At 59.1% G+C, this 18,398-nt stretch carries 19 protein-coding genes; 7 read left to right on the forward strand and 12 right to left on the reverse strand.

What is annotated here, in order from left to right; genetic code table 11:
* Nucleotides 1–2 precede the first annotated feature (2 nt).
* The 3 genes from ngg to BLU75_RS14130 all read left to right on the forward strand — a co-directional run bounded on the left by ngg (nt 3) and on the right by BLU75_RS14130 (nt 3,400).
* Nucleotides 3–1,748 carry an N-acetylglutaminylglutamine synthetase gene (ngg, locus tag BLU75_RS14120; RefSeq protein WP_084378094.1) on the forward strand — a complete coding sequence of 582 codons (1,746 nt, stop codon included), beginning with the start codon at nt 3–5 and terminating at the stop codon, nt 1,746–1,748.
* 180 nt (nt 1,749–1,928) lie between these two features.
* Nucleotides 1,929–3,113 (forward strand): osmoprotectant NAGGN system M42 family peptidase, encoded by a 1,185-nt coding sequence (locus BLU75_RS14125; RefSeq protein WP_084378093.1) that lies wholly within the window; start codon nt 1,929–1,931, stop codon nt 3,111–3,113.
* A gap of 59 nt (nt 3,114–3,172) precedes the next feature.
* Complete coding sequence (locus BLU75_RS14130) at nt 3,173–3,400, forward strand: YheU family protein (RefSeq protein ID WP_046071876.1); 228 nt, start codon at nt 3,173–3,175, stop codon at nt 3,398–3,400.
* Here the strand turns inward: BLU75_RS14130 and csrA are convergent.
* Nucleotides 3,397–3,600 (reverse strand): carbon storage regulator CsrA, encoded by a 204-nt coding sequence (gene csrA / locus BLU75_RS14135; protein WP_084378092.1) that lies wholly within the window; start codon nt 3,598–3,600, stop codon nt 3,397–3,399. The genes BLU75_RS14130 and csrA overlap by 4 nt on opposite strands.
* A gap of 164 nt (nt 3,601–3,764) precedes the next feature.
* Nucleotides 3,765–4,580, reverse strand: a complete 816-nt coding sequence (locus tag BLU75_RS14140) for an SDR family oxidoreductase (protein WP_084378091.1) — start codon at nt 4,578–4,580, stop codon at nt 3,765–3,767.
* Nucleotides 4,581–4,908: 328 nt separating this feature from the next.
* Between BLU75_RS14140 and BLU75_RS14145 the strand changes: the two genes are divergently transcribed.
* Complete coding sequence (locus BLU75_RS14145; protein ID WP_084378090.1) at nt 4,909–5,061, forward strand: DUF3309 family protein; 153 nt, start codon at nt 4,909–4,911, stop codon at nt 5,059–5,061.
* A gap of 204 nt (nt 5,062–5,265) precedes the next feature.
* On the opposite strand, the gene BLU75_RS14150 is transcribed toward BLU75_RS14145, so the two are convergent.
* The 5 genes from BLU75_RS14150 to BLU75_RS14170 form a co-directional block, all read right to left on the reverse strand.
* Complete coding sequence (locus tag BLU75_RS14150; protein ID WP_084378089.1) at nt 5,266–7,356, reverse strand: LTA synthase family protein; 2,091 nt, start codon at nt 7,354–7,356, stop codon at nt 5,266–5,268.
* Between the two features lie 400 nt (nt 7,357–7,756).
* A complete protein-coding gene (locus BLU75_RS14155) occupies nt 7,757–7,948 on the reverse strand; it encodes a PLDc N-terminal domain-containing protein (RefSeq protein WP_003172956.1) in 192 nt (63 codons plus the stop codon).
* A 67-nt stretch (nt 7,949–8,015) separates the two neighbouring features.
* A complete protein-coding gene (locus BLU75_RS14160; RefSeq protein ID WP_084378088.1) occupies nt 8,016–8,546 on the reverse strand; it encodes a hypothetical protein in 531 nt (176 codons plus the stop codon).
* Nucleotides 8,547–8,587: 41 nt separating this feature from the next.
* Nucleotides 8,588–9,103 (reverse strand): ankyrin repeat domain-containing protein, encoded by a 516-nt coding sequence (locus BLU75_RS14165; RefSeq protein WP_084378087.1) that lies wholly within the window; start codon nt 9,101–9,103, stop codon nt 8,588–8,590.
* A 97-nt stretch (nt 9,104–9,200) separates the two neighbouring features.
* Entirely contained in the window at nt 9,201–11,027 is a 1,827-nt protein-coding gene (locus BLU75_RS14170; RefSeq protein ID WP_084378086.1) for a long-chain-acyl-CoA synthetase, read from the reverse strand.
* 402 nt (nt 11,028–11,429) lie between these two features.
* Between BLU75_RS14170 and BLU75_RS14175 the strand changes: the two genes are divergently transcribed.
* Nucleotides 11,430–11,708, forward strand: coding sequence for a DUF3509 domain-containing protein (locus tag BLU75_RS14175; RefSeq protein WP_084378085.1), 279 nt, complete (start codon nt 11,430–11,432; stop codon nt 11,706–11,708).
* Nucleotides 11,709–11,746: 38 nt separating this feature from the next.
* Here BLU75_RS14175 and BLU75_RS28115 read toward each other — a convergent pair whose 3' ends face one another.
* From BLU75_RS28115 to aroC, 4 genes are all read right to left on the reverse strand, one after another.
* Nucleotides 11,747–11,878: a hypothetical protein gene (locus BLU75_RS28115; protein ID WP_255313241.1), complete on the reverse strand. Its 132-nt coding sequence runs from the start codon at nt 11,876–11,878 to the stop codon at nt 11,747–11,749.
* 226 nt (nt 11,879–12,104) lie between these two features.
* A complete protein-coding gene (locus BLU75_RS14180; RefSeq protein ID WP_084378084.1) occupies nt 12,105–12,638 on the reverse strand; it encodes a 1,2-dihydroxy-3-keto-5-methylthiopentene dioxygenase in 534 nt (177 codons plus the stop codon).
* Entirely contained in the window at nt 12,635–13,795 is a 1,161-nt protein-coding gene (locus BLU75_RS14185; RefSeq protein WP_084378083.1) for an MFS transporter, read from the reverse strand. Before BLU75_RS14185 ends, BLU75_RS14180 begins: the two co-directional genes overlap by 4 nt.
* A 13-nt stretch (nt 13,796–13,808) precedes the next feature.
* The gene (aroC, locus tag BLU75_RS14190) at nt 13,809–14,900 is read right to left on the reverse strand and encodes a chorismate synthase (RefSeq protein WP_084378082.1); all 1,092 of its coding nucleotides are present in this window, start codon (nt 14,898–14,900) and stop codon (nt 13,809–13,811) included.
* A 142-nt stretch (nt 14,901–15,042) separates the two neighbouring features.
* On the opposite strand from aroC, the gene BLU75_RS14195 reads away from it, so the two are divergent.
* Together BLU75_RS14195 and BLU75_RS14200 are read left to right on the forward strand one after the other, a co-directional pair.
* The gene (locus BLU75_RS14195) at nt 15,043–16,005 is read left to right on the forward strand and encodes an alpha/beta hydrolase (protein WP_084378081.1); all 963 of its coding nucleotides are present in this window, start codon (nt 15,043–15,045) and stop codon (nt 16,003–16,005) included.
* 100 nt (nt 16,006–16,105) lie between these two features.
* A complete protein-coding gene (locus tag BLU75_RS14200; protein ID WP_084378080.1) occupies nt 16,106–16,897 on the forward strand; it encodes a hypothetical protein in 792 nt (263 codons plus the stop codon).
* A 412-nt stretch (nt 16,898–17,309) separates the two neighbouring features.
* Here the strand turns inward: BLU75_RS14200 and prmB are convergent, their stop codons facing one another.
* Complete coding sequence (prmB, locus tag BLU75_RS14205; protein WP_084378079.1) at nt 17,310–18,218, reverse strand: 50S ribosomal protein L3 N(5)-glutamine methyltransferase; 909 nt, start codon at nt 18,216–18,218, stop codon at nt 17,310–17,312.
* Nucleotides 18,219–18,398 lie beyond the last annotated feature (180 nt).

Raw genomic sequence — 18,398 nt, forward strand, 5'->3', positions numbered from 1 at the left:
TGATGAAACCTCATGCCACGGCTTACAGCCAACGCTTGCTGCGCGGCCAGTCACCGTCCTACGAACGCTTGCAAGCCCGTTTAGCCGAGGACGGCAGTGAGCTGAGCCCTGCCTCGATTGCCGTGCATTGTGGCTGGGGGCGGTTATTGATCGGCCACACCTTTTGCGATCCGGCGAGCCTCGCCCGGGAGCTGCTCAACGAGCAGCCCGGGGAACGTGATATCGCACTGTATGTGGCTGCGCCGCAACAGATTCTGGGGATCGATCCGCAACAACTGTTCCTCGACCCGTCCGACACCTTGCGCCTGTGGTTCAGCGATTATCGCCCGTCCACCCGGGTGTTTCGCGGCTTTCGGATTCGCCGGGTGCAGAGCGAAGCGGATTGGCAGGCGGTCAATCATCTTTACCAGGGACGCGGCATGCTGCCCGTGGCCCCGGCACTGCTGACACCACGCCATCAAGGTGGCCCGGTGTACTGGCTGGCCGAGGATGAAGACAGCGGCGCGGTGATCGGCAGCGTGATGGGCCTAAATCACCAGAAGGCATTCCACGATCCGGAAAACGGCTGCAGCCTCTGGTGCCTGGCGGTGGATCCGCAATGCAGTCGGCCAGGCGTGGGTGAAGTGCTGGTGCGTCACCTGATCGAACACTTCATGAGCCGCGGCTTGAGCTACCTGGATCTGTCGGTGTTGCACGACAACCGCCAGGCGAAGAACCTCTACGCCAAGCTCGACTTTCGACCGCTGACCACCTTCGCCATCAAGCGCAAGAACGGCATCAACCAACCGTTGTTCCTCGGACCCGGCCCACAGGCCGAGTTCAATCCCTATGCGCGGATCATTGTCGAGGAAGCCCATCGGCGCGGGATCGATGTGCAGGTCGATGATGCCGATGCCGGCTTATTCACCTTGAACCATGGCGGGCGTCGGGTACGCTGCCGCGAGTCATTGAGCGACCTGACCAGCGCCATCAGCATGACGTTGTGCCAGGACAAGAGCCTGACCCACAAAGTGTTCAAGGCCGCCGGACTCAATCTGCCGGCCCAGCAACTGGCCAGCAGCGTCGACGACAACATGGAGTTCCTCGACGAACACCAGCGCGTGGTGGTCAAGCCGTTGGATGGCGAGCAAGGCCAGGGTGTGGCGGTGGACCTGCAGAGCATCGAAGAGGTGCAGAAAGCCATCGAAGCGGCGCGCCAGTTCGATACTCGAGTGCTGCTGGAAAGCTTCCACGAGGGCCTGGACCTGCGCATCGTGGTGATCGGTTTCGAGGTGGTCGCGGCGGCCATTCGGCGGCCGGCCGAGGTGATCGGTGATGGCCAGCACTCCATCGGCACGCTGATCGAAGCCCAGAGCCGACGGCGCCAGGCTGCCACCAGCGGCGAAAGCAAAATTCCCCTGGATCACGAGACCGAACGGACGTTGCAAGCCGCTGGCTACGACTACACCAGTATCCTGCCCCAAGGTGAACACCTGGCCGTGCGGCGCACTGCCAACCTGCACACGGGCGGTAGTCTGGAAGACGTCACCGACATTCTTCATCCCACGCTGGTGGACGCCGCCGTGCGCGCTGCTCGGGCGCTGGACATCCCCATGGTCGGCCTGGACCTGATGGTCGCGACCGCCGATCAACCGGAATACGTGTTTATCGAAGCCAATGAGCGGGCCGGGTTGGCCAACCATGAGCCACAGCCGACGGCGGAAAAATTCGTCGATTTATTGTTCCCGCACAGCCAGCCCACGACATGAAACGCACGTAGCAGCTGTCGAGCCCGCGCGAGGCTGTGTCAGCGGCGTATCAGACAGACCGTTGACGCAGCCTCGCCGGGGCTCGACAACTGCTACGCAACACCGACTCACAGACGGGCCTGTGACTTTTCAGCCCCCTTCATCGAAACCATCGATGCCCTTACCCCATCAGGAGTTTCCATGACCCGAACCATTCCAGAACCGGATCTCGCTTATCTGCAAAAAGTACTGCTGGAAATGCTCGCCATTCCCAGCCCCACCGGTTTTACCGACACCATCGTGCGCTATGTCGCCGAGCGCCTTGAAGAACTGGGCATTCCGTTTGAAATGACCCGGCGCGGCACCATCCGCGCGACCCTCAAGGGCCAAAAAAACAGTCCTGACCGCGCAGTCTCCGCGCACCTGGACACCATTGGCGCCGCTGTGCGTGCAATCAAGGATAACGGCCGCCTGACGCTGGCGCCCGTGGGTTGCTGGTCCAGCCGTTTTGCCGAAGGCAGCCGTGTCAGCCTGTTTACCGACAACGGTGTGATTCGTGGCAGCGTGCTGCCTTTGATGGCCTCCGGGCACGCCTTTAATACCGCCGTGGATGAAATGCCCATCAGTTGGGACCACGTCGAACTGCGCCTGGACGCCTATTGCACCACGCGCGCCGATTGCGACTCCCTGGGGATCAGCGTCGGTGACTTTGTCGCCTTCGATCCGCTGCCGGAATTTACCGAGAGCGGTCATATCAGCGCGCGTCACCTGGATGACAAAGCCGGCGTCGCGGCACTGCTGGCGGCACTCAAGGCTATCGTCGACAGCGGCGAACCGTTGCTGATCGACTGTCATCCGCTGTTCACCATTACCGAGGAAACCGGCAGCGGCGCGGCAGCCGCGTTACCTTGGGATGTCAGTGAATTCGTCGGTATCGACATCGCTCCGGTCGCTCCCGGCCAACACTCCAGCGAACACGCGGTGAGCGTGGCCATGCAGGATTCCGGCGGTCCTTACGACTATCACTTGTCCCGACACTTGCTACGCCTGGCGTCGGACAACGAACTGCCGGTACGCCGCGATCTGTTTCGCTATTACTTCAGCGACGCGCATTCTGCCGTGACCGCCGGGCACGATATCCGCACCGCGCTGTTGGCGTTTGGCTGCGATGCCACCCATGGCTATGAACGTACCCACATCGACAGCCTGGCTGCCCTGAGCCGCCTGTTGGGGGCTTATATCCTCAGCCCGCCGGTGTTTGCCAGCGATGCGCAACCGGCCCAAGGCTCCCTCGACCGGTTCAGTCATCAACTGGAACATGAGACGCAAATGGAAAGCGATACACGCGTACCGTCCGTGGATAGCCTGTTGGGTCAAAAAAACTGAAGCTGGCAACAATGATCCCGGCGCAGTAGCATCGCCGGGATCACTACCATGAGGCTTGTATGCTGATTCCCCACGACGCACTTGAAGTCGACACCCTGACCCGCCTCATCGAAGACTTCGTGACCCGTGACGGCACCGACAATGGCGATGACACGCCCTTGGAAACCCGCGTATTGCGCGTGCGCCAGGCGCTGACCAAAGGCCAGGCATTGATCGTTTTCGACCCCGATAGCGAGCAATGTCAACTGATGCTCAAGCACGATGTGCCCAAACACCTGTTTGACTAAGGGTTGGGTACCGACTCAGGCGCTGCGTACCGGCCCTGGCGCTCGAGAATCCTCTGATAGACCTCCTCCCGATACACCTTGACCCCACTCGGCGCTTCCACGCCGAGTTTCACTTGCCTGCCGTTTACCTCCAGGATGCGCAGCGTGATGTGTTCACCAATGGAAATGAATTCGCCTACCGCGCGGCTTAATATCAGCATGGCGTCTGTCCTTTGAAAGTTGACGGACGTTGACCATGCCTTCTTGCCTATACCTCATCAATGCCCTGCCGGATAAACAGATAATTCCTGCAGCTCAGGGTTAACTTTCCTGACAGACAAATAACAATTTCCCCTGCAAAACGCCAAGCTTTTAAACACGTTGTTCAAGATCTGCCTGATTGGGCCTTGGCGCGCATTTTGTCCGACATGCTGGTCATCTCGTCATACAGCAACTGCGGATTCTTCTGCTTCAATGCCCAGGCCATACGGCCCTGTTCGTGGGGCAGAATCATGAACTCACCCTCGGCCACCCGCTGATAAATGTAATCGGCGATGTCCGCGGCGCTGATCGGTGAGCTTTCCAGCAGCTTGCCGACCTGGGTTTTCATCGCGGGTGTCGGGCCACGGAAAGAGTCCAGCAGATTGGTCTGGAAGAACGAGGGACAGACCACATGCACGCCGATTTCCTGCTGCTTGAGTTCCACCAGCAAGCTTTCCGACAAAGCCACCACGCCGGCCTTCGCCACGTTGTAGTTGCTCATGGCCGGGCCTTGCATCAGTGCAGCCATGGAGGCGATGTTGATGATCCGCCCCTTGCTCTTTTCCAGCAGCCCCAGGAAAGCCTTGCAGCCTTTGACCACGCCCATCAGATTGATCGCGATCTGCCAGTCCCAGTCTTCAAGGGACAATTCGCTGAAAAAGCCGCCCGAGGCCACGCCGGCGTTATTGACGATCACATCAATGCCGCCCAGCTTCACTTCGCAGGCTTGGGCAAACGCGGTGAGCTGGCTGTAGTCGCGCACATCGCAGCGCTGGATAAACCCGTCGCCACCGGCTTCGCGCACCCGCCTGAGGGTTTCTTGCAGTCCCGGTTCGCTGACATCCGACAAGGCCAACTGCCAACCTTCGCGGGCCCAGCGCAGCGCGATTTCGCGTCCCAGGCCGGACCCGGCGCCAGTGATCATCATGCGATTTTGCATAGGAAGTGCCTTGTGGTTCAGGGAAGAAGTAGGCGCCAGTGTAGCGAAGGTTATTAAGTCTTCGGTGGACCATCAGATTGCTGAATGCCCCAGGCAAACCAACGGCTGGGTCGGATAGCGCGTTGCCAAAGAAGTTCAATATTTGCGAACTAAGCACACAACGTGGGCAAATTAAAAAAGAAATAAGCGAGTAAGCGAAAAGCTTTAAAAAAACACTGAATCTTTCAGGTCGCACAACAGTCGGATTTTTTAAGGCAGGCGTTATTGACTATCGGCCCTGCTACTTAACCATCCGGTCTTTCTAGAAGACGAATAAGGAAAACACACCATGACCCTCATTCTTATCATTGTCTTGATCCTGCTGTTGGTCGGCGGTTTGCCGGTGTTCCCGCATTCCCGCAACTGGGGTTATGGGCCATCGGGGATTCTCGGTACCATCTTGATTGTGCTGTTGATTCTGTTGTTGCTCGGCAAGATATAAAACCGTAAACCGCGCACAAAAAAAGAGGCCCTCAGGCCTAATGCAGATCCGTTAAGCGAACCTCGCCCCCGGTAGGAGCGAGCTTGCTCGCGAAGAACTCAAAGGCGCCGCGTTTATTCAGAAAGCACGCGTTATCGTTGAGGTTTTTCGCGAGCAAGCTCGCTCCTACATCGGCATCAGGCCCTCAGGCCTCTTTTCGGTTATTTAGTCCGGCACGCCGTCCACCACACCGGCGGTGTTATCCAGCAAGCCCTTGGTCGCAGTCTGCAGGAACGACTCGAGTTTCTGCTTGAGCGCTGCCTCGTCGGCCGACTCGGGAATCACTTTGCCACCGGGGTTGGCACCCAATTGGTATTGCCAGAGTTTGGGTGGCATGTCCTTAGGCAGTACCAATATCCGATCACCCGTCAGCAAGGCCACGGTCTGATCGCTGCCCGAAGGTTTGATCACGCCGAAGCCCTTGTCGCCTTCAGGCAAATTAAGCAGGTCACGGCCCCAGCATTGATGGCGGGTTTCACCCCCCAGGCGCCCCATGATGGTCGGCACAATATCGATCTGCGTACCGACGGTGTGATCAAGCACACCGAATTTTTCCTGCACCCCTGGCGCGATCAGCAGCATCGGCACGTTGAAGCGGCCCAGGTCCATTTCAGTGATTTGCTGCTCGTTGCCGAAGCCATGGTCACCGACGATCACAAACAGGGTTTCCTTGAAGTACGGCTCCTTACGGGCCTTTTCAAAGAACTGTCCCAGCGCCCAGTCGGAGTAGCGCATGGCCGTCAAATGCTCGTTCAGACTGCCACGGTCGGTAACAGGCTCGACCGGCAACGGCGTCGGCAAGGCATAGGGCGTGTGGTTGGACAGCGTCTGTAGCAACGCATAGAACGGCTTGCCGTTCTCACGCGCCTTCAACTCTTCCAGGCCACGGTTGAACATGTCCTGGTCGGACACCCCCCACGTCGAGTCGGAGAACACCGGGTCGACAAAGTCGTTGCGACCGATGAAGTTGGTCATGCCCTGGTTGCTGAAGAAGCCCGACTGGTTGTCCCAGGCAAAATCGCCGTTGTAGACATACACATCGTCAAAATCCCGGGCACTGAGCAACTGTGGCAACCCTGACAACTTGTGACTGCCTTCCGGCGTCTGCATCAAGTATTCAAAACCCGGCAGGTTCGGGAAGCAGGCCATGGTGGCGAACATCCCCTGGTGGGTGTGTGTGCCGTTGGAGAAGAAGCGGTCGAACAACAGGCCTTCTTTCGTCAACTGGTCAAAGTACGGCGTGATATTGCCCGGACGCCCCAGCACGCCCACCGAGTGGCCGGCGAAGCTTTCCATGAGGATGACCACGACGTTCTTGATCGGCAGGGTCTTGTCGGCCGGCGGCATGTAGTCTCGGCGTACGGCGGCGGTATCGGTATCCACCAGCTTCTCGTCAGGCAGCACCAACATATCGCGTACCGTCTGGGTCGCCAGCGGTTGCTCCCGCGTGGCCTTCCAGATATTGGTGCGGTGCTCGGAGAAACGCGCCTTGGCGGCGCCGACCAGCGACAGCGTACCGTTAAGACCCAACTGGTTGGCGAAGATCGAATCGGTGGTGTAGACATCACCCCAACGCAGCGGCGGGCCTTGGCGCAAGGTGCCACGGGCGGCGACCACCGCGATCAGCAGGCACACCACGAACACCGCGATGCGGCTGTACCACGGGGCGACCTGGCGGGTGCCGATGGTGCCACCGCTGAACGGTCCTCGAGGCCGGGTCGCGCGATCCGCGCCTTTGAAGGCCATGCTCAGGATCAAGGTGCCTACGGCCCAGGCCAGCAGATAGCGCACCACCGGAAAACCGTACCAGAGCATGCTCATCACGGTACTCGGATCTTCCTTGACGTATTGGAAGACCAGGCCATTGAGACGCTGGTGGAACTCACGGTAGAAGTCCATCTCCATCAAGCCCAGGAACAGGGCGATGCTGGAAACAACGGTGAGCCAGAATCGGAAGAACCCGCGGGCAGCCATGGCGCACACGCTGAACAGCGCCAGGATCAGCGGAATGCTCAGGTACACCACCAGGCGCAAGTCCAGGCGCAGACCGTTGACGAACGCTTCGAGAAAGGTCGAGGCCGGGGTGTCGAGGATCATCTCGCGGTTGTACACCAGCAGCGCCAGGCGCAGCAGCGAGAGCATCACCATCATGACCAGTGCGCAAAGCAGCGTGTACGCCAGATGAGATTTGACGGTGGGTTGCAGCAGACGAGCCTTGGCTGCTCGTTGCTGATTCAGGGCGTCCGGGTTTGCCATGTCGTTTTAGGACCCATTGGAAGTTTAAGTTGCGAAAATGATGCAGCGCTGTTCTGTCGATGCCTGGTCAGGCAACGGCAGGATCAGGAGTAACGCGGTGGGCAGATGGTGCCCGATCAACGCCGGCAACGCCATTGATTACTCAAGGATCGTCGCCCACCCGCCGCCACAGACGCGGGTTTTAGCGCCTGGGCAGGAAAATTTAGCCGGCGGATTGTCTTGGATGACGTGTGAAAATTTTGTGCAGCGAATAGCCCGATATACAAATAACGCGCCTGCGCATGCAGGGGGAAAAAGCTGCAAAGGGATCCTCGACGCCCGTAGCGCTCGAGTGACGCGAGGCTGCGCCCGGGCTCGGCTGGCGCAGCGCAGAGGCAACCGGGCCCGGGTGGTTCAGTGATTAAATCCGCACATTGCCCCGTGGCCCGGCGATCGCCCAGATAATCAGGCCCAATACTGGCAGCAGCAGAATCAGCAGGATCCACAACACCTTGGCGCCGGTGCTCGCACCGCTTTTGAAGACATTGATAATCGCCCAGATATCCAGCGCGAGGATGATCAGCCCAATCAGACCATTAAAGGTGGAACCCATGGTGTCGCTCCTAAGTGAGGGTTTGCCTGTTTAGGATAGTCAGCGCTGGCGAGGGTTCCGTTTTATTTCAGACGTGGACCGCAACACGCAAGGCTTCCAGGGACGGTTCGGCCTTGATACCCAGGTCGGCGCACAATTCCCGCACCCGAGGCACATCATTGCCGTAGACCAATACGGCCTGGATTTCGTCATCCAGCAGTTGGCTGAAATTCATCAGCGTATAGCCGCCGTTTTCCGGGTTCATGGCACTCAGCTGAATCTGGATACGATTTAGCGCCGTCAATGCCTCGGTCTTCACCAACTGCTTGGGCTTGAGGTTGAAGCCCACGCCGGGGCCAAAGGAAGCAACGATCTGCGTGAACAGTTCCTGATAGGTATCGGCCTGAAACAACACGGTTTCCGGCAGACTGCCGACGACGACCCACTCACCCAGCGGGATCGGGAAGCTGTCGTCGTAGTTGATGTCCGGGTTGGCCGCCAGAAAGCCTTCGGCATCCGCGTAGGCCTGGGCGGCCTCGTCGGCGATCCGCACAATCTCGGCGTCGCCCAGGCAGCCGGAACTGATTTTAGTGATGAGTTCGACGAGCGCGGTGTTCATGGGCAAATCCTGTGGCGAGGCTGATTTTGAGGGCGCAAAGCCTACACCAGTTTCTGCAACTGCGCCGCCGTATCCGCTGCCCCCATGGTCTGGGCCGCGGCCAGCGCGGTCACGCCCTGGGCATCCGTCGCCTGGGGATTGGCGCCTTGGCTGATCAGGTAGTCCACCATTTCGGTACGGTTGAACATTGCGGCCATCATCAACGCTGTACGGCCATCCGCAGAGGCACCGTCCACCGGAGTGCCGCCTTCAATCAGCGCCTTGACCACCTGCAGATTGCCTTTAAACGCTGCGCCGGCAATCGGCAATTGGTTTTTATCATTGGCGATCTGCGAATCGGCCTTGAATTCGAGCAGCACTTTTACCGCGTCAGCGTGGCCATGGTAGGCCGACAGCATCAGCAAGGTATCGCCATTGTGATTACGCAGGTTCGGCGGCAAGCCCTTGGCCAACAGCGCTGCCAGCATTGCAGCGTCACCCCGGCGTGCCACATCGAACACCTGCTCGGCAAATTCAGCGGCTTCATCGGCGGTCATTTGTTTGGCTTGGTCTGACATGTAGGAGCTCCTTGTCTGGTGCTGTATAAGGCGCCCAGTCTCGCGAGGGAGTTCCCGTCTGTCATGGTTTTTTTCCGAAAACCCGCAATAGCCAAAATCAATAGCGGTATTTGCCTGCCTGGATATCTGTCCACAATTGGCCCGTGACGGGGACATAACTGTCCGTCCCCGGCAGCCAGGCAAAGAGCGGATCCTCACCGGCCTTTTCGGGGTCAAACGCCTGTTCCTTGAGCTTCACCTTCTGATATTTGAAGGTGCCGGTGGTGTCCATTTTCAGTTTGATCCGCAAGAACAGCGGCACGGCATAGGTAGGCAAACGGCTCTGCGCAAATTGCAGCAGTTCACGCATATCCAGGGCGGCCAGTGACTCGCTCGGAGTAATCGCCGCCATGCCTGCCCGGCCGTCGGTATCGTTGATTTCAACGCCATAAGCCACGACTTCGGAAATCTGCGGGTGTTGCAGCAAGAAATTTTCCACTTCAGTGGTGGAAACGTTCTCGCCTTTCCAGCGATAGGTGTCCCCCAGGCGATCGACAAATTGCGCATGACCGAAACCGATACTGCGTAACAGGTCGCCGGTATTGAAATAGCGATCGCCCTTCTCGAACACGTCGTTCAACACCACCTTGCGGTTCTTTTCCGGGTCGGTGTAGCCATCAAACGGCGCCTTGTCATCGATCCTCGCCAGCAACAGGCCCTGAGCGCCCTTCTGCACTTCGCGCATAAAACCGTTGCTGCCGCGTATCGGCTCACAGGTGTCATGCATGTACTCCACCAGCGCCCAATGCATCAGGGAGAAACCGATGGTGTTGTCGAAATTCAGGACATTGGTGAAACCGATATTGCCGTCGCTGGCGGCGTACAGCTCACAAATGTGCTCGACACCAAAACGTTCCTTGAACGACGCCCATACGCCCGGACGCAAACCGTTGCCGATCATCTTGACCACCCGGGTATCGCGATCACGCTCGCTGGGCGGCTGCTCGAGCAGGTAACGGCATAACTCGCCGACATAACCCAGGGTCGTCGCGTTGAATTTGCGTACATCCTCCCAGAACTGGCTGGCGCTGAACTTGCGGCGAATGGCGAAACCCGAAGCGCCGGCAATCGCCGAGCCCCAACATACGCACAAGCCGGTGGCGTGGTACAGCGGCAACGTACAGTAGACGACGTCTTCAGGTCGCATATCCAAAGCGATGGTGCCGAAACTGGCCGAGGATTTCATCCAGCGACCATGCTTGAACACACCTGCCTTGGGTAGCCCGGTAGTGCCGGAAGTGTAGATGTAGAAGCAAGGATCATTGCAGTAGATGCGCTGGCTACTCGCGGGATTGTCTACCGATCCTGCCGCACTGGCCGCCAGCAGGTCGACATAGCCTTGTGCAACAGTGATGGGCGGCTGGTCGGCGACAAACCAGGTACGCCGTGGCTCGATCGTCACCTGTTCACGAACCGCCGTGTAGGCATCGACCAGTTCGGCCCCCACCATGATCGCCACCGGCTGCACCAGGTTGAGACTGTGCACCAGCACCGCCTGAGTGTGTGCGGTGTTGAGCATGGCGCAAATACCACCGAGCTTGGCCACGGCCAGTACACTCAGCAGCAGTTCGGGGCGGTTCTCGATAAACAGTGCGACCACATCACCCTTGGCGATCCCCTGCGTTTGCAGATAATGGGCGATGCGGTTGGCTTGCTGATTGGCCTGGTGATAGCTGAGTACCGTATCGCCGTACAGCAACGCCGCACCTTGCGGATTGCGCAGGGTGGCTTGCTCAAAGGTCCAGGCCAGCCCGCACGGCTGTCGGGGATCGGTGATATTGGCGACGCGCATACCACGCACCAGTCGTGGCAAGGTCCTGACAATGCTCGGTAGCTTACGCAGCATCATGCTCCAGGTAATCATCTCGCCTCGCGGGTGATTCATGCGCAGCCGTCCTTTTTCTTATTATTCGTATGATCCTTAGACCTGCATTCGGTGTATGACCGATAACACACGTCTTGCAGGAAAATACGCCAGCCATTCTTTGGCTGTACACGCAGGATTTGAAAAGTTTTGTATCCCGGGTCCCGTCACGAGAAAAAAGAAATTTCCTCGGCGCTTGACGGATCCATCACCCAAACAGCCCCCAAAACGCCCAGGCAGCGACAGTGAATAACGCAAAATGCAGGATGCACGATGGCCATTCATGCAAATTGCACGAAAACGTAAATCGCGATAATTTATAACTAGTTGATTTTAAAGGAAATTCTTTAACGAGAAATACTGGCACAATCACTGCACTCATCACTCCACGCTGCCCAACATGAACCAATGGAGCTGATAGACATGAGCCTGATCCAAGATAAATTTGCTTCTGTATTCTCCAACTACGACGTCACCACCCAATCGCGTCCTGACGGTGGCATCCTGCTGACCTTGCGTAACAGCGAAGGCAAGCAGTTCAAGCGCTCGATCTCCTATCAGCAGCTGCACACGGCCGACCAATTGACCTGGGTCATCAGCGCCATTCGCCGTGACCTGGCCGAACAAGCCAGCGAGCTGCCACAGATTTCGATGCTGCAAAGCCAACACCGCTTCGCCCTGCCGACCTACCATTCGGCATAAGTACAGGTTTCAACAACCGGGCCGTGACGCATTGCGCGTCACGGCCCGTTTTGTTTCTCGGCATAACCATGCTTGCCCCCCGCCGCCCAGCGCAGGACGTCCAGCTCTTTGGCCGTCATGGCAATGTTTTCTCGGCCGTGAACACCGAAGGAGTCAGTCGAGCTTGGCATGGGCACCCGCTGAAGCTGTCCAGCGTGCCGGCCATAAGCCTGCCATGACTGTTCATGTTGGAAATCTCGCCGTTGATGCGCCCATCACAAGCCCACAGGCTGGGCCGTGACCGACGAAAAGGCAGCTTCGCCCAACCACAGCTATCGATGTCCTACGGCACTGTCTGGCGGGAGATTGATTGGGAGAGTATGCCTATCAAGCCTGGCGATGGCCCAATCAGAAGCTTCAGTCATCCAGGCCCGGAAAAACCGCTGCGATAACGCTGCCCGTGACGTCTGGCACTAGCCCCTGCCGAGTATCGAACACACGTAACGTAACGAAATGCGGGTTCTCGCCTATATCGAACCAATGCGGCATGCCGGCCGGGATGATCAACAGATCGTTTCTCTCGCAACGTACCGCATAGACATAATCGTCGACATGCAGAGTAAACAGGCCTTGGCCAGCCGCGATAAAGCGTACATGGTCTTCGCTGTAACGGTGCTCGACGAGGAACTGCGCGCGCACTTCGACTTTCTGCGGGTGATCGCAGGTGACACTGAACAGGTCGACGTTCGCATAACCGAGGGCATCGACCTGTGCCTGGTAAGCCGCGATCAGTTCAGCCTCACCGGCCTCCCTTTCCAGCGATGTGGCCGGTTGCCAACGCTCGAAACGTACACCGAGCGCGGCGAGGGTCGACACAATATCCTCGAAGTGGGTCAGGACCTTGTTCGGGGTGTCGGGTGAAGCGAGGGGGAAGACGGCGACATAACTCATTGAACGATTCCTTGGTTTTGCTCTTGCAATCGAAGGCCGATGATAACGGCAGCGGCCAATGCGGCGACGCTGGCGATACTGAAGGTCAGGGTCGGCCCCAGCAGGTTCCAGCTATAACCGGAATAAAGCGCTCCCAGAGCGCCGCCGGTGCCGGCCAATGCGGCATATAACGCTTGGCCCTGACCTTGCTGGCGATCGCCGAAACTGCGTTGGACAAAGGCAATGGCCGCCGCATGGAAACTGCCGAAGGTCGCCGCGTGCATCACCTGCGCCAGTATCAACACCCAGAAAAGCTCGGCGAAGGATCCCAACAGCAACCAGCGCGCTGCCGCCAGCAGGAAACTGGCCATCAGTACGCGACGCACCGAGAAGCGCGCCAGCAGGCGGCTCATGGCCAGGAACATCAACACTTCCGCCACCACTCCCAGGGCCCATAACAGGCCGATCACGCCCCGACTGTAACCGAGGTTTTCGAGGTGCAGGGTCAGGAAGGTGTAATACGGGCCGTGGCTCATTTGCATCAGCGCAACGCAGGCATAGAACGCCAGCACGCCGGGGCTGCGCAATTGCCGCAAAAAGCCATCACCGGCCACGCGGTTGCCCTGAGACACGGGCTGGGCGTTGGGCACCCATAGACTGGCACCGACGATGCCAGCCATGATCAGAATGATCGCCACCGGGTAAATATCCAGGCTCAACGCCTCGAACAGGCGCCCCAAGGCCACCACGGCGAGAATGAAACCGATGGAGCCCCACAGGCGGATCTGGCTGTAGCGCGAGGTCTGGCCTTGCAGGTGGGCCAGGGTAATCACTTCAAACTGTGGCAGCACCGCGTGCCAGAAAAACGCGTGCAAGGCCATCACCAGCGCCAGCCAGGCGTAGCTCTGACTGATGAATATCAGTGAAAAGCTCAATAAGGTGCACACCGCGCCAAACCGCACGATGGCCAGGCGCCGGCCGGTGTAGTCTCCCAGCCAGCCCCAGATATTGGGTGCCACGCAGCGCATCAGCATCGGGATGGCTACCAGCTCGCCAATACGCGCGCTGGAGAAGCCCAGGTGATGGAAGTACAACGCGAGGAACGGCGCGGTCGCCCCCAGCAGGGCAAAATAGAACAGGTAGAAGCTGGAAAGTCGCCAGTAAGGAAGGCTTGCCACGGCCGTCAGACCGTCACAACTGACCCAGCACCGGCGTGGTCACACGCACCTCGGCATTCTGGCCACGATGGCGCAGCAGATGATCCATCAACACGATAGCCATCATCGCCTCGGCAATCGGCGTGGCGCGGATACCGACGCACGGATCGTGGCGACCTTTGGTGATCACCTCCACCGGGTTGCCGTGGACATCAATCGAACGCCCTGGCGTCGTGATGCTCGAAGTCGCCTTGAGGGCCAGGTGCGCAACAATCGGCTGGCCGGAGGAAATCCCGCCCAGAATGCCACCGGCGTTGTTGCTGAGAAAGCCTTCCGGGGTCAGCTCATCGCGGTGCTCGGTGCCGCGCTGGGCGACACACGCGAAACCGGCGCCGATTTCCACGCCTTTGACCGCGTTGATACTCATCAGCGCGTGGGCCAGCTCGGCATCCAGACGGTCGAAGATCGGCTCGCCCAGCCCTGGCCTCACGCCTTCGGCAACCACAGTAATCTTCGCACCGACAGAGTCCTGATCGCGTCGCAGCTGGTCCATATAGGCCTCCAACTCCGGTACTTTGTCCGGGTCGGGGCAGAAGAAGGCGTTGTCTGGCACGCTGTCCCAGGTTTTGAACGGAATTTCGATCGGGCCCAGCTGGCTCATGTAGCCACGAATGACAATGCCCTGGGTCGCCAGGTATTTCTTCGCGATGGCGCCGGCAGCAACGCGCATCGCGGTTTCCCGCGCCGAGCTGCGGCCGCCGCCACGGTAATCGCGCTCACCGTATTTGTGGTGATAGGTGTAGTCGGCATGGGCCGGGCGGAACAAATCCTTGATCGCCGAGTAGTCCTTGGACTTCTGGTCGGTGTTGCGGATCAACAGGCCGATGGCGCAACCGGTGGTGCGGCCCTCGAAGACGCCGGAGAGGATTTCGACTTCATCGGGCTCCTGGCGCTGGGTGGTGTGGCGACTGGTACCAGGCTTGCGCCGGTCGAGGTCGCGTTGCAAATCCTCCAGGGACAGCTCGAGACCCGGCGGGCAGCCGTCGACAATGGCGACCAACGCCGGACCATGGCTTTCGCCAGCGGTGGTGACTGTGAACAGCTTGCCGAAGGTATTGCCGGACATGCAGGGCGCTCCGTGAAATCAGTTGAACCAACTCAACCGCGATAACTAAGCGCGCCAGTATACGCAGGCTAACCGAGTAGTTCATCCTCGAAACCTTACCGGTAGACATTGGTCCAACCGGCACCTTCCTGATGATGGCGCGATGATGCTTCGAGTTTTGCTGTTTACCCTCACCCTGTTCTGCACCGTAGCCCACGCGGCCTTGCCTGTCGTACTGCAACGCCCTATTAGTCTGGACACCGGCAGTGGCGAGCTGTTTGGTTCATTGCTGCTGCCCAAATCCGCGCGCCCGGTGCCAGTGGTACTGATCATTGCCGGCTCGGGGCCTACCGATCGCAACGGCAACAGTGCCGATGGCGCACGTAACGACAGCCTCAAGCGCTTGGCCTGGGTACTTGCCAGACACAACATCGCCAGCGTGCGCTACGACAAGCGCGGCGTCGCCGCCAGCCTCAAGGCCACGCCTGACGAACGTAACCTGACGCTGGACGCCTATGTCGCCGACGCCGTGGCCTGGGGCAAGTTGCTCAAGTCCGATTCGCGGCTGGGGCCGTTGATTGTGTTGGGTCACAGCGAAGGCGCGCTGGTAGCCGCCCTCGCCGCTCCACAGCTCAATCCGGCCGGGGTAATTTCCCTGTCCGGCAGCGCTCGTCCAGTGGATCAAGTGATTCGTCAACAACTGGCCGATCACCTGCCACCGGCCCTGTTGCTGCGCAGCAACCAGATTCTCGACCAGCTCAAGGCCGGCAAGGTTGATAACGATGTACCGGCACCGCTTGAAAGTATTTTTCGATCCAGCGTGCAGCCTTACTTGATCAGCCTGTTTCGCGCCGACCCTTCGGCGGCGTTCGCCAAGCTGACGATGCCAGCCCTGATCATCCAGGGCACCAACGACCTGCAGGTCGGTGTCGCCGATGCCCGGAAACTCAAGGCAGCCAAGCCGGATGCGGAGCTGACGGTGATACCCGGCATGAACCATGTCATGCGGATTGTGCCCAACGACGTGAAACAACAATTGAGCTCCTACAACGATCCGCAATTGCCCCTCGCGGCCGAGCTGGGTAACCGCCTGGTGCGCTTTATCGACGGACTTCGCCATCGTTAAGCCAGTATTTACCCTCCAGTCTTGAAGAAAGCGGCCGATAAGCACTAGGTCGACAGCAAAAAGCCTGACGACCTGCAAGGCTTGGACAGGATCGCGCCGAATGACGAACACCGAAGCAATACCCGAATCGCCCCCTGAAACGGAAGAAAACGTAGCGGCCACTTTGCCGTGGGCGGAGGTTCAAGCTGAACACTTCAGAATGCTGCGCCTGGCGCCCTTGGCCACCGACCGCGCCACCGGCGCACGCCCGCTGCGTTTTGTGCAGTTTGGCTATGCCGAACGCGATGACAAGGATCACAGCCTGCTGCGCATGGTCATCCAGTTACCCGGTCAGCGGGTCCGGCGCGAGCAGAATCATTTGGATATCCACGTCGATCACGCCACCCAACGCGTGTATTTCGGCCCGGGCAGCAGCCTGGAGATCGAACCGCCAAACCGTGGTCTGGGTCGCTTCCTGGTAGCCCAGGGCGCCGCATGGGCGAAAAAGAAGTGGTCGCACTATCGCATCGACGGCGTCAACCTGGCGAACAAAGACGCGCTGAATGAAGCCACGCGGCTGCGGCGTGATCATTTCCTGCGGGTTCAGGGTTTTGATGTGGCCTATGCCGATGTCCAGCATTTGAAAGGTCAGGTGCAGCCCGGCAAGGTCCGCGATGTGCTGGACAGTTGGAACACCGAGAAAGTGCAGTTCGTGGAGATCCTCGAAGCGGCGCAGATGCTGCAACAGGCCGAACAGAACCTGGCGGAACTGCAAGTGAAGTTGCGCAAGGAGGAGGAAAAGGTCCTCAAGTTCAAGCGCGAGGACAGCGGTTTGCGCTTCACCATTACTTGCCTGGTGGCGTTTACCGTGTTTCAGGCGGGGTTATTGATTTGGATTGCTACGCACCGTTGACTGCTTGGGGTCGGTGGCAAACAGCGGATTGTGGGTGTGGGTGTGGGTGTGGGTACATATCCGTTGCTGCGGTCACGGCTGATGTTGGTTTCGCCCTTACGGCGAGTCACTTTCGAAGAGCGCGAAAGTAACCAAAGCGCTCTTGCCCCACCACTTGGCACCTCGCTTAGGCTCGGTGTGCCCGCAGTCCGACATTGATTCGGGGGGTCGCCGCGATGGGCCATCCCTGGCCCAGCGCGGCTAAACTGGCGTCCTGCCGGTTTACCCCCCGAATCAATACCGGACTTCGGCCAGCGTGGTTTAACGGGGCGCCTAAGATCAAGAGCAGATCAAAAGACCGCTGACTTCGTCAGCGAATAAGGATGTAGAGGCTACACCGCGTACGCTTCAGAGATGTGGGCCGCCAATTCACTCAAACCCGAGAAGCAAACAGCGCCTGGTGCTCGCGGCACTGTTGCGCCGTGAGCATGAACACACCGTGCCCGCCGCGCTGGAAGTCCAGCCAGGCAAAGTCCACTTCCGGGTAAAGGGCTTGAACGTGAACCTGGCTGTTGCCCACCTCGACAATCAACAGTCCCTTCTCGGTCAAATGCTCCGCCGCCTCGGCCAACATCCGTCGTACCAGGTTCAAACCATCATCACCGCACGCCAGGCCCAGTTCCGGCTCATGCTGGTATTCATCCGGCATGTCGGCAAAGTCTTCGGCATCGACGTAGGGCGGGTTGGACACGATCAGGTCAAAGCGCTGGCCCGGCAGACCGTCGAAACCGTCACCCTGCACGGTATAGACCCGCTCGTCGGCGCCGTGGCGCTCAATGTTCTGATTGGCCACCTCCAAGGCTTCGAAGGACAGGTCCGCGAGCACCACCTCGGCCTCCTGGAATTCGTAGGCGCATGCAATACCGATACACCCGGAACCGGTGCACAGATCGAGAATCCGTGCAGGCGGTGCGCCCAACCAGGGTTCAAAGCGGTTTTCGATCAACTCGCCGATGGGTGAACGCGGAATCAGCACCCGCTCATCGACGATGAACGACATGCCACAGAACCAGGCTTCGCCCAGCAGGTAAGCGGTGGGTACACGCTCCTCGATGCGGCGCTTGAGCAAGCGCTGCAGGTTGACCAACTCATCGTCTTCGAGGTTGCAGTCCAGGTAGCTATCGGAGATTTCCCAAGGCAAGTGCAAGGCGCCAAGCACCAGTTGCCGGGCTTCGTCCCAGGCATTGTCGGTGCCATGGCCAAAAAACAGGTCTTCCCCATGGAAACGGCTGACAGCCCAACGGATATGGTCGCGCAAGGTGCGCAGGCGGGAAGTGATCACGGGGGCAAACTCCTGGAAAAAACGACTGGCGATTCTAACAGCCTTGAGCTGTACCGACGATGTACGAAAACACCTTAGCCATACGTCCGATTTCATCGGCTTCGGGTACTTTCCAGTCCCCGCGCGCGCCTCTTGACACGGCTGTAAGCCAGCAACGGCGTACCTTGCGTGAGTAGCGAT

The organism is Pseudomonas mucidolens (assembly GCF_900106045.1).
In the GTDB taxonomy this organism is placed as follows: Bacteria; Pseudomonadota; Gammaproteobacteria; order Pseudomonadales; family Pseudomonadaceae; genus Aquipseudomonas; species Aquipseudomonas mucidolens.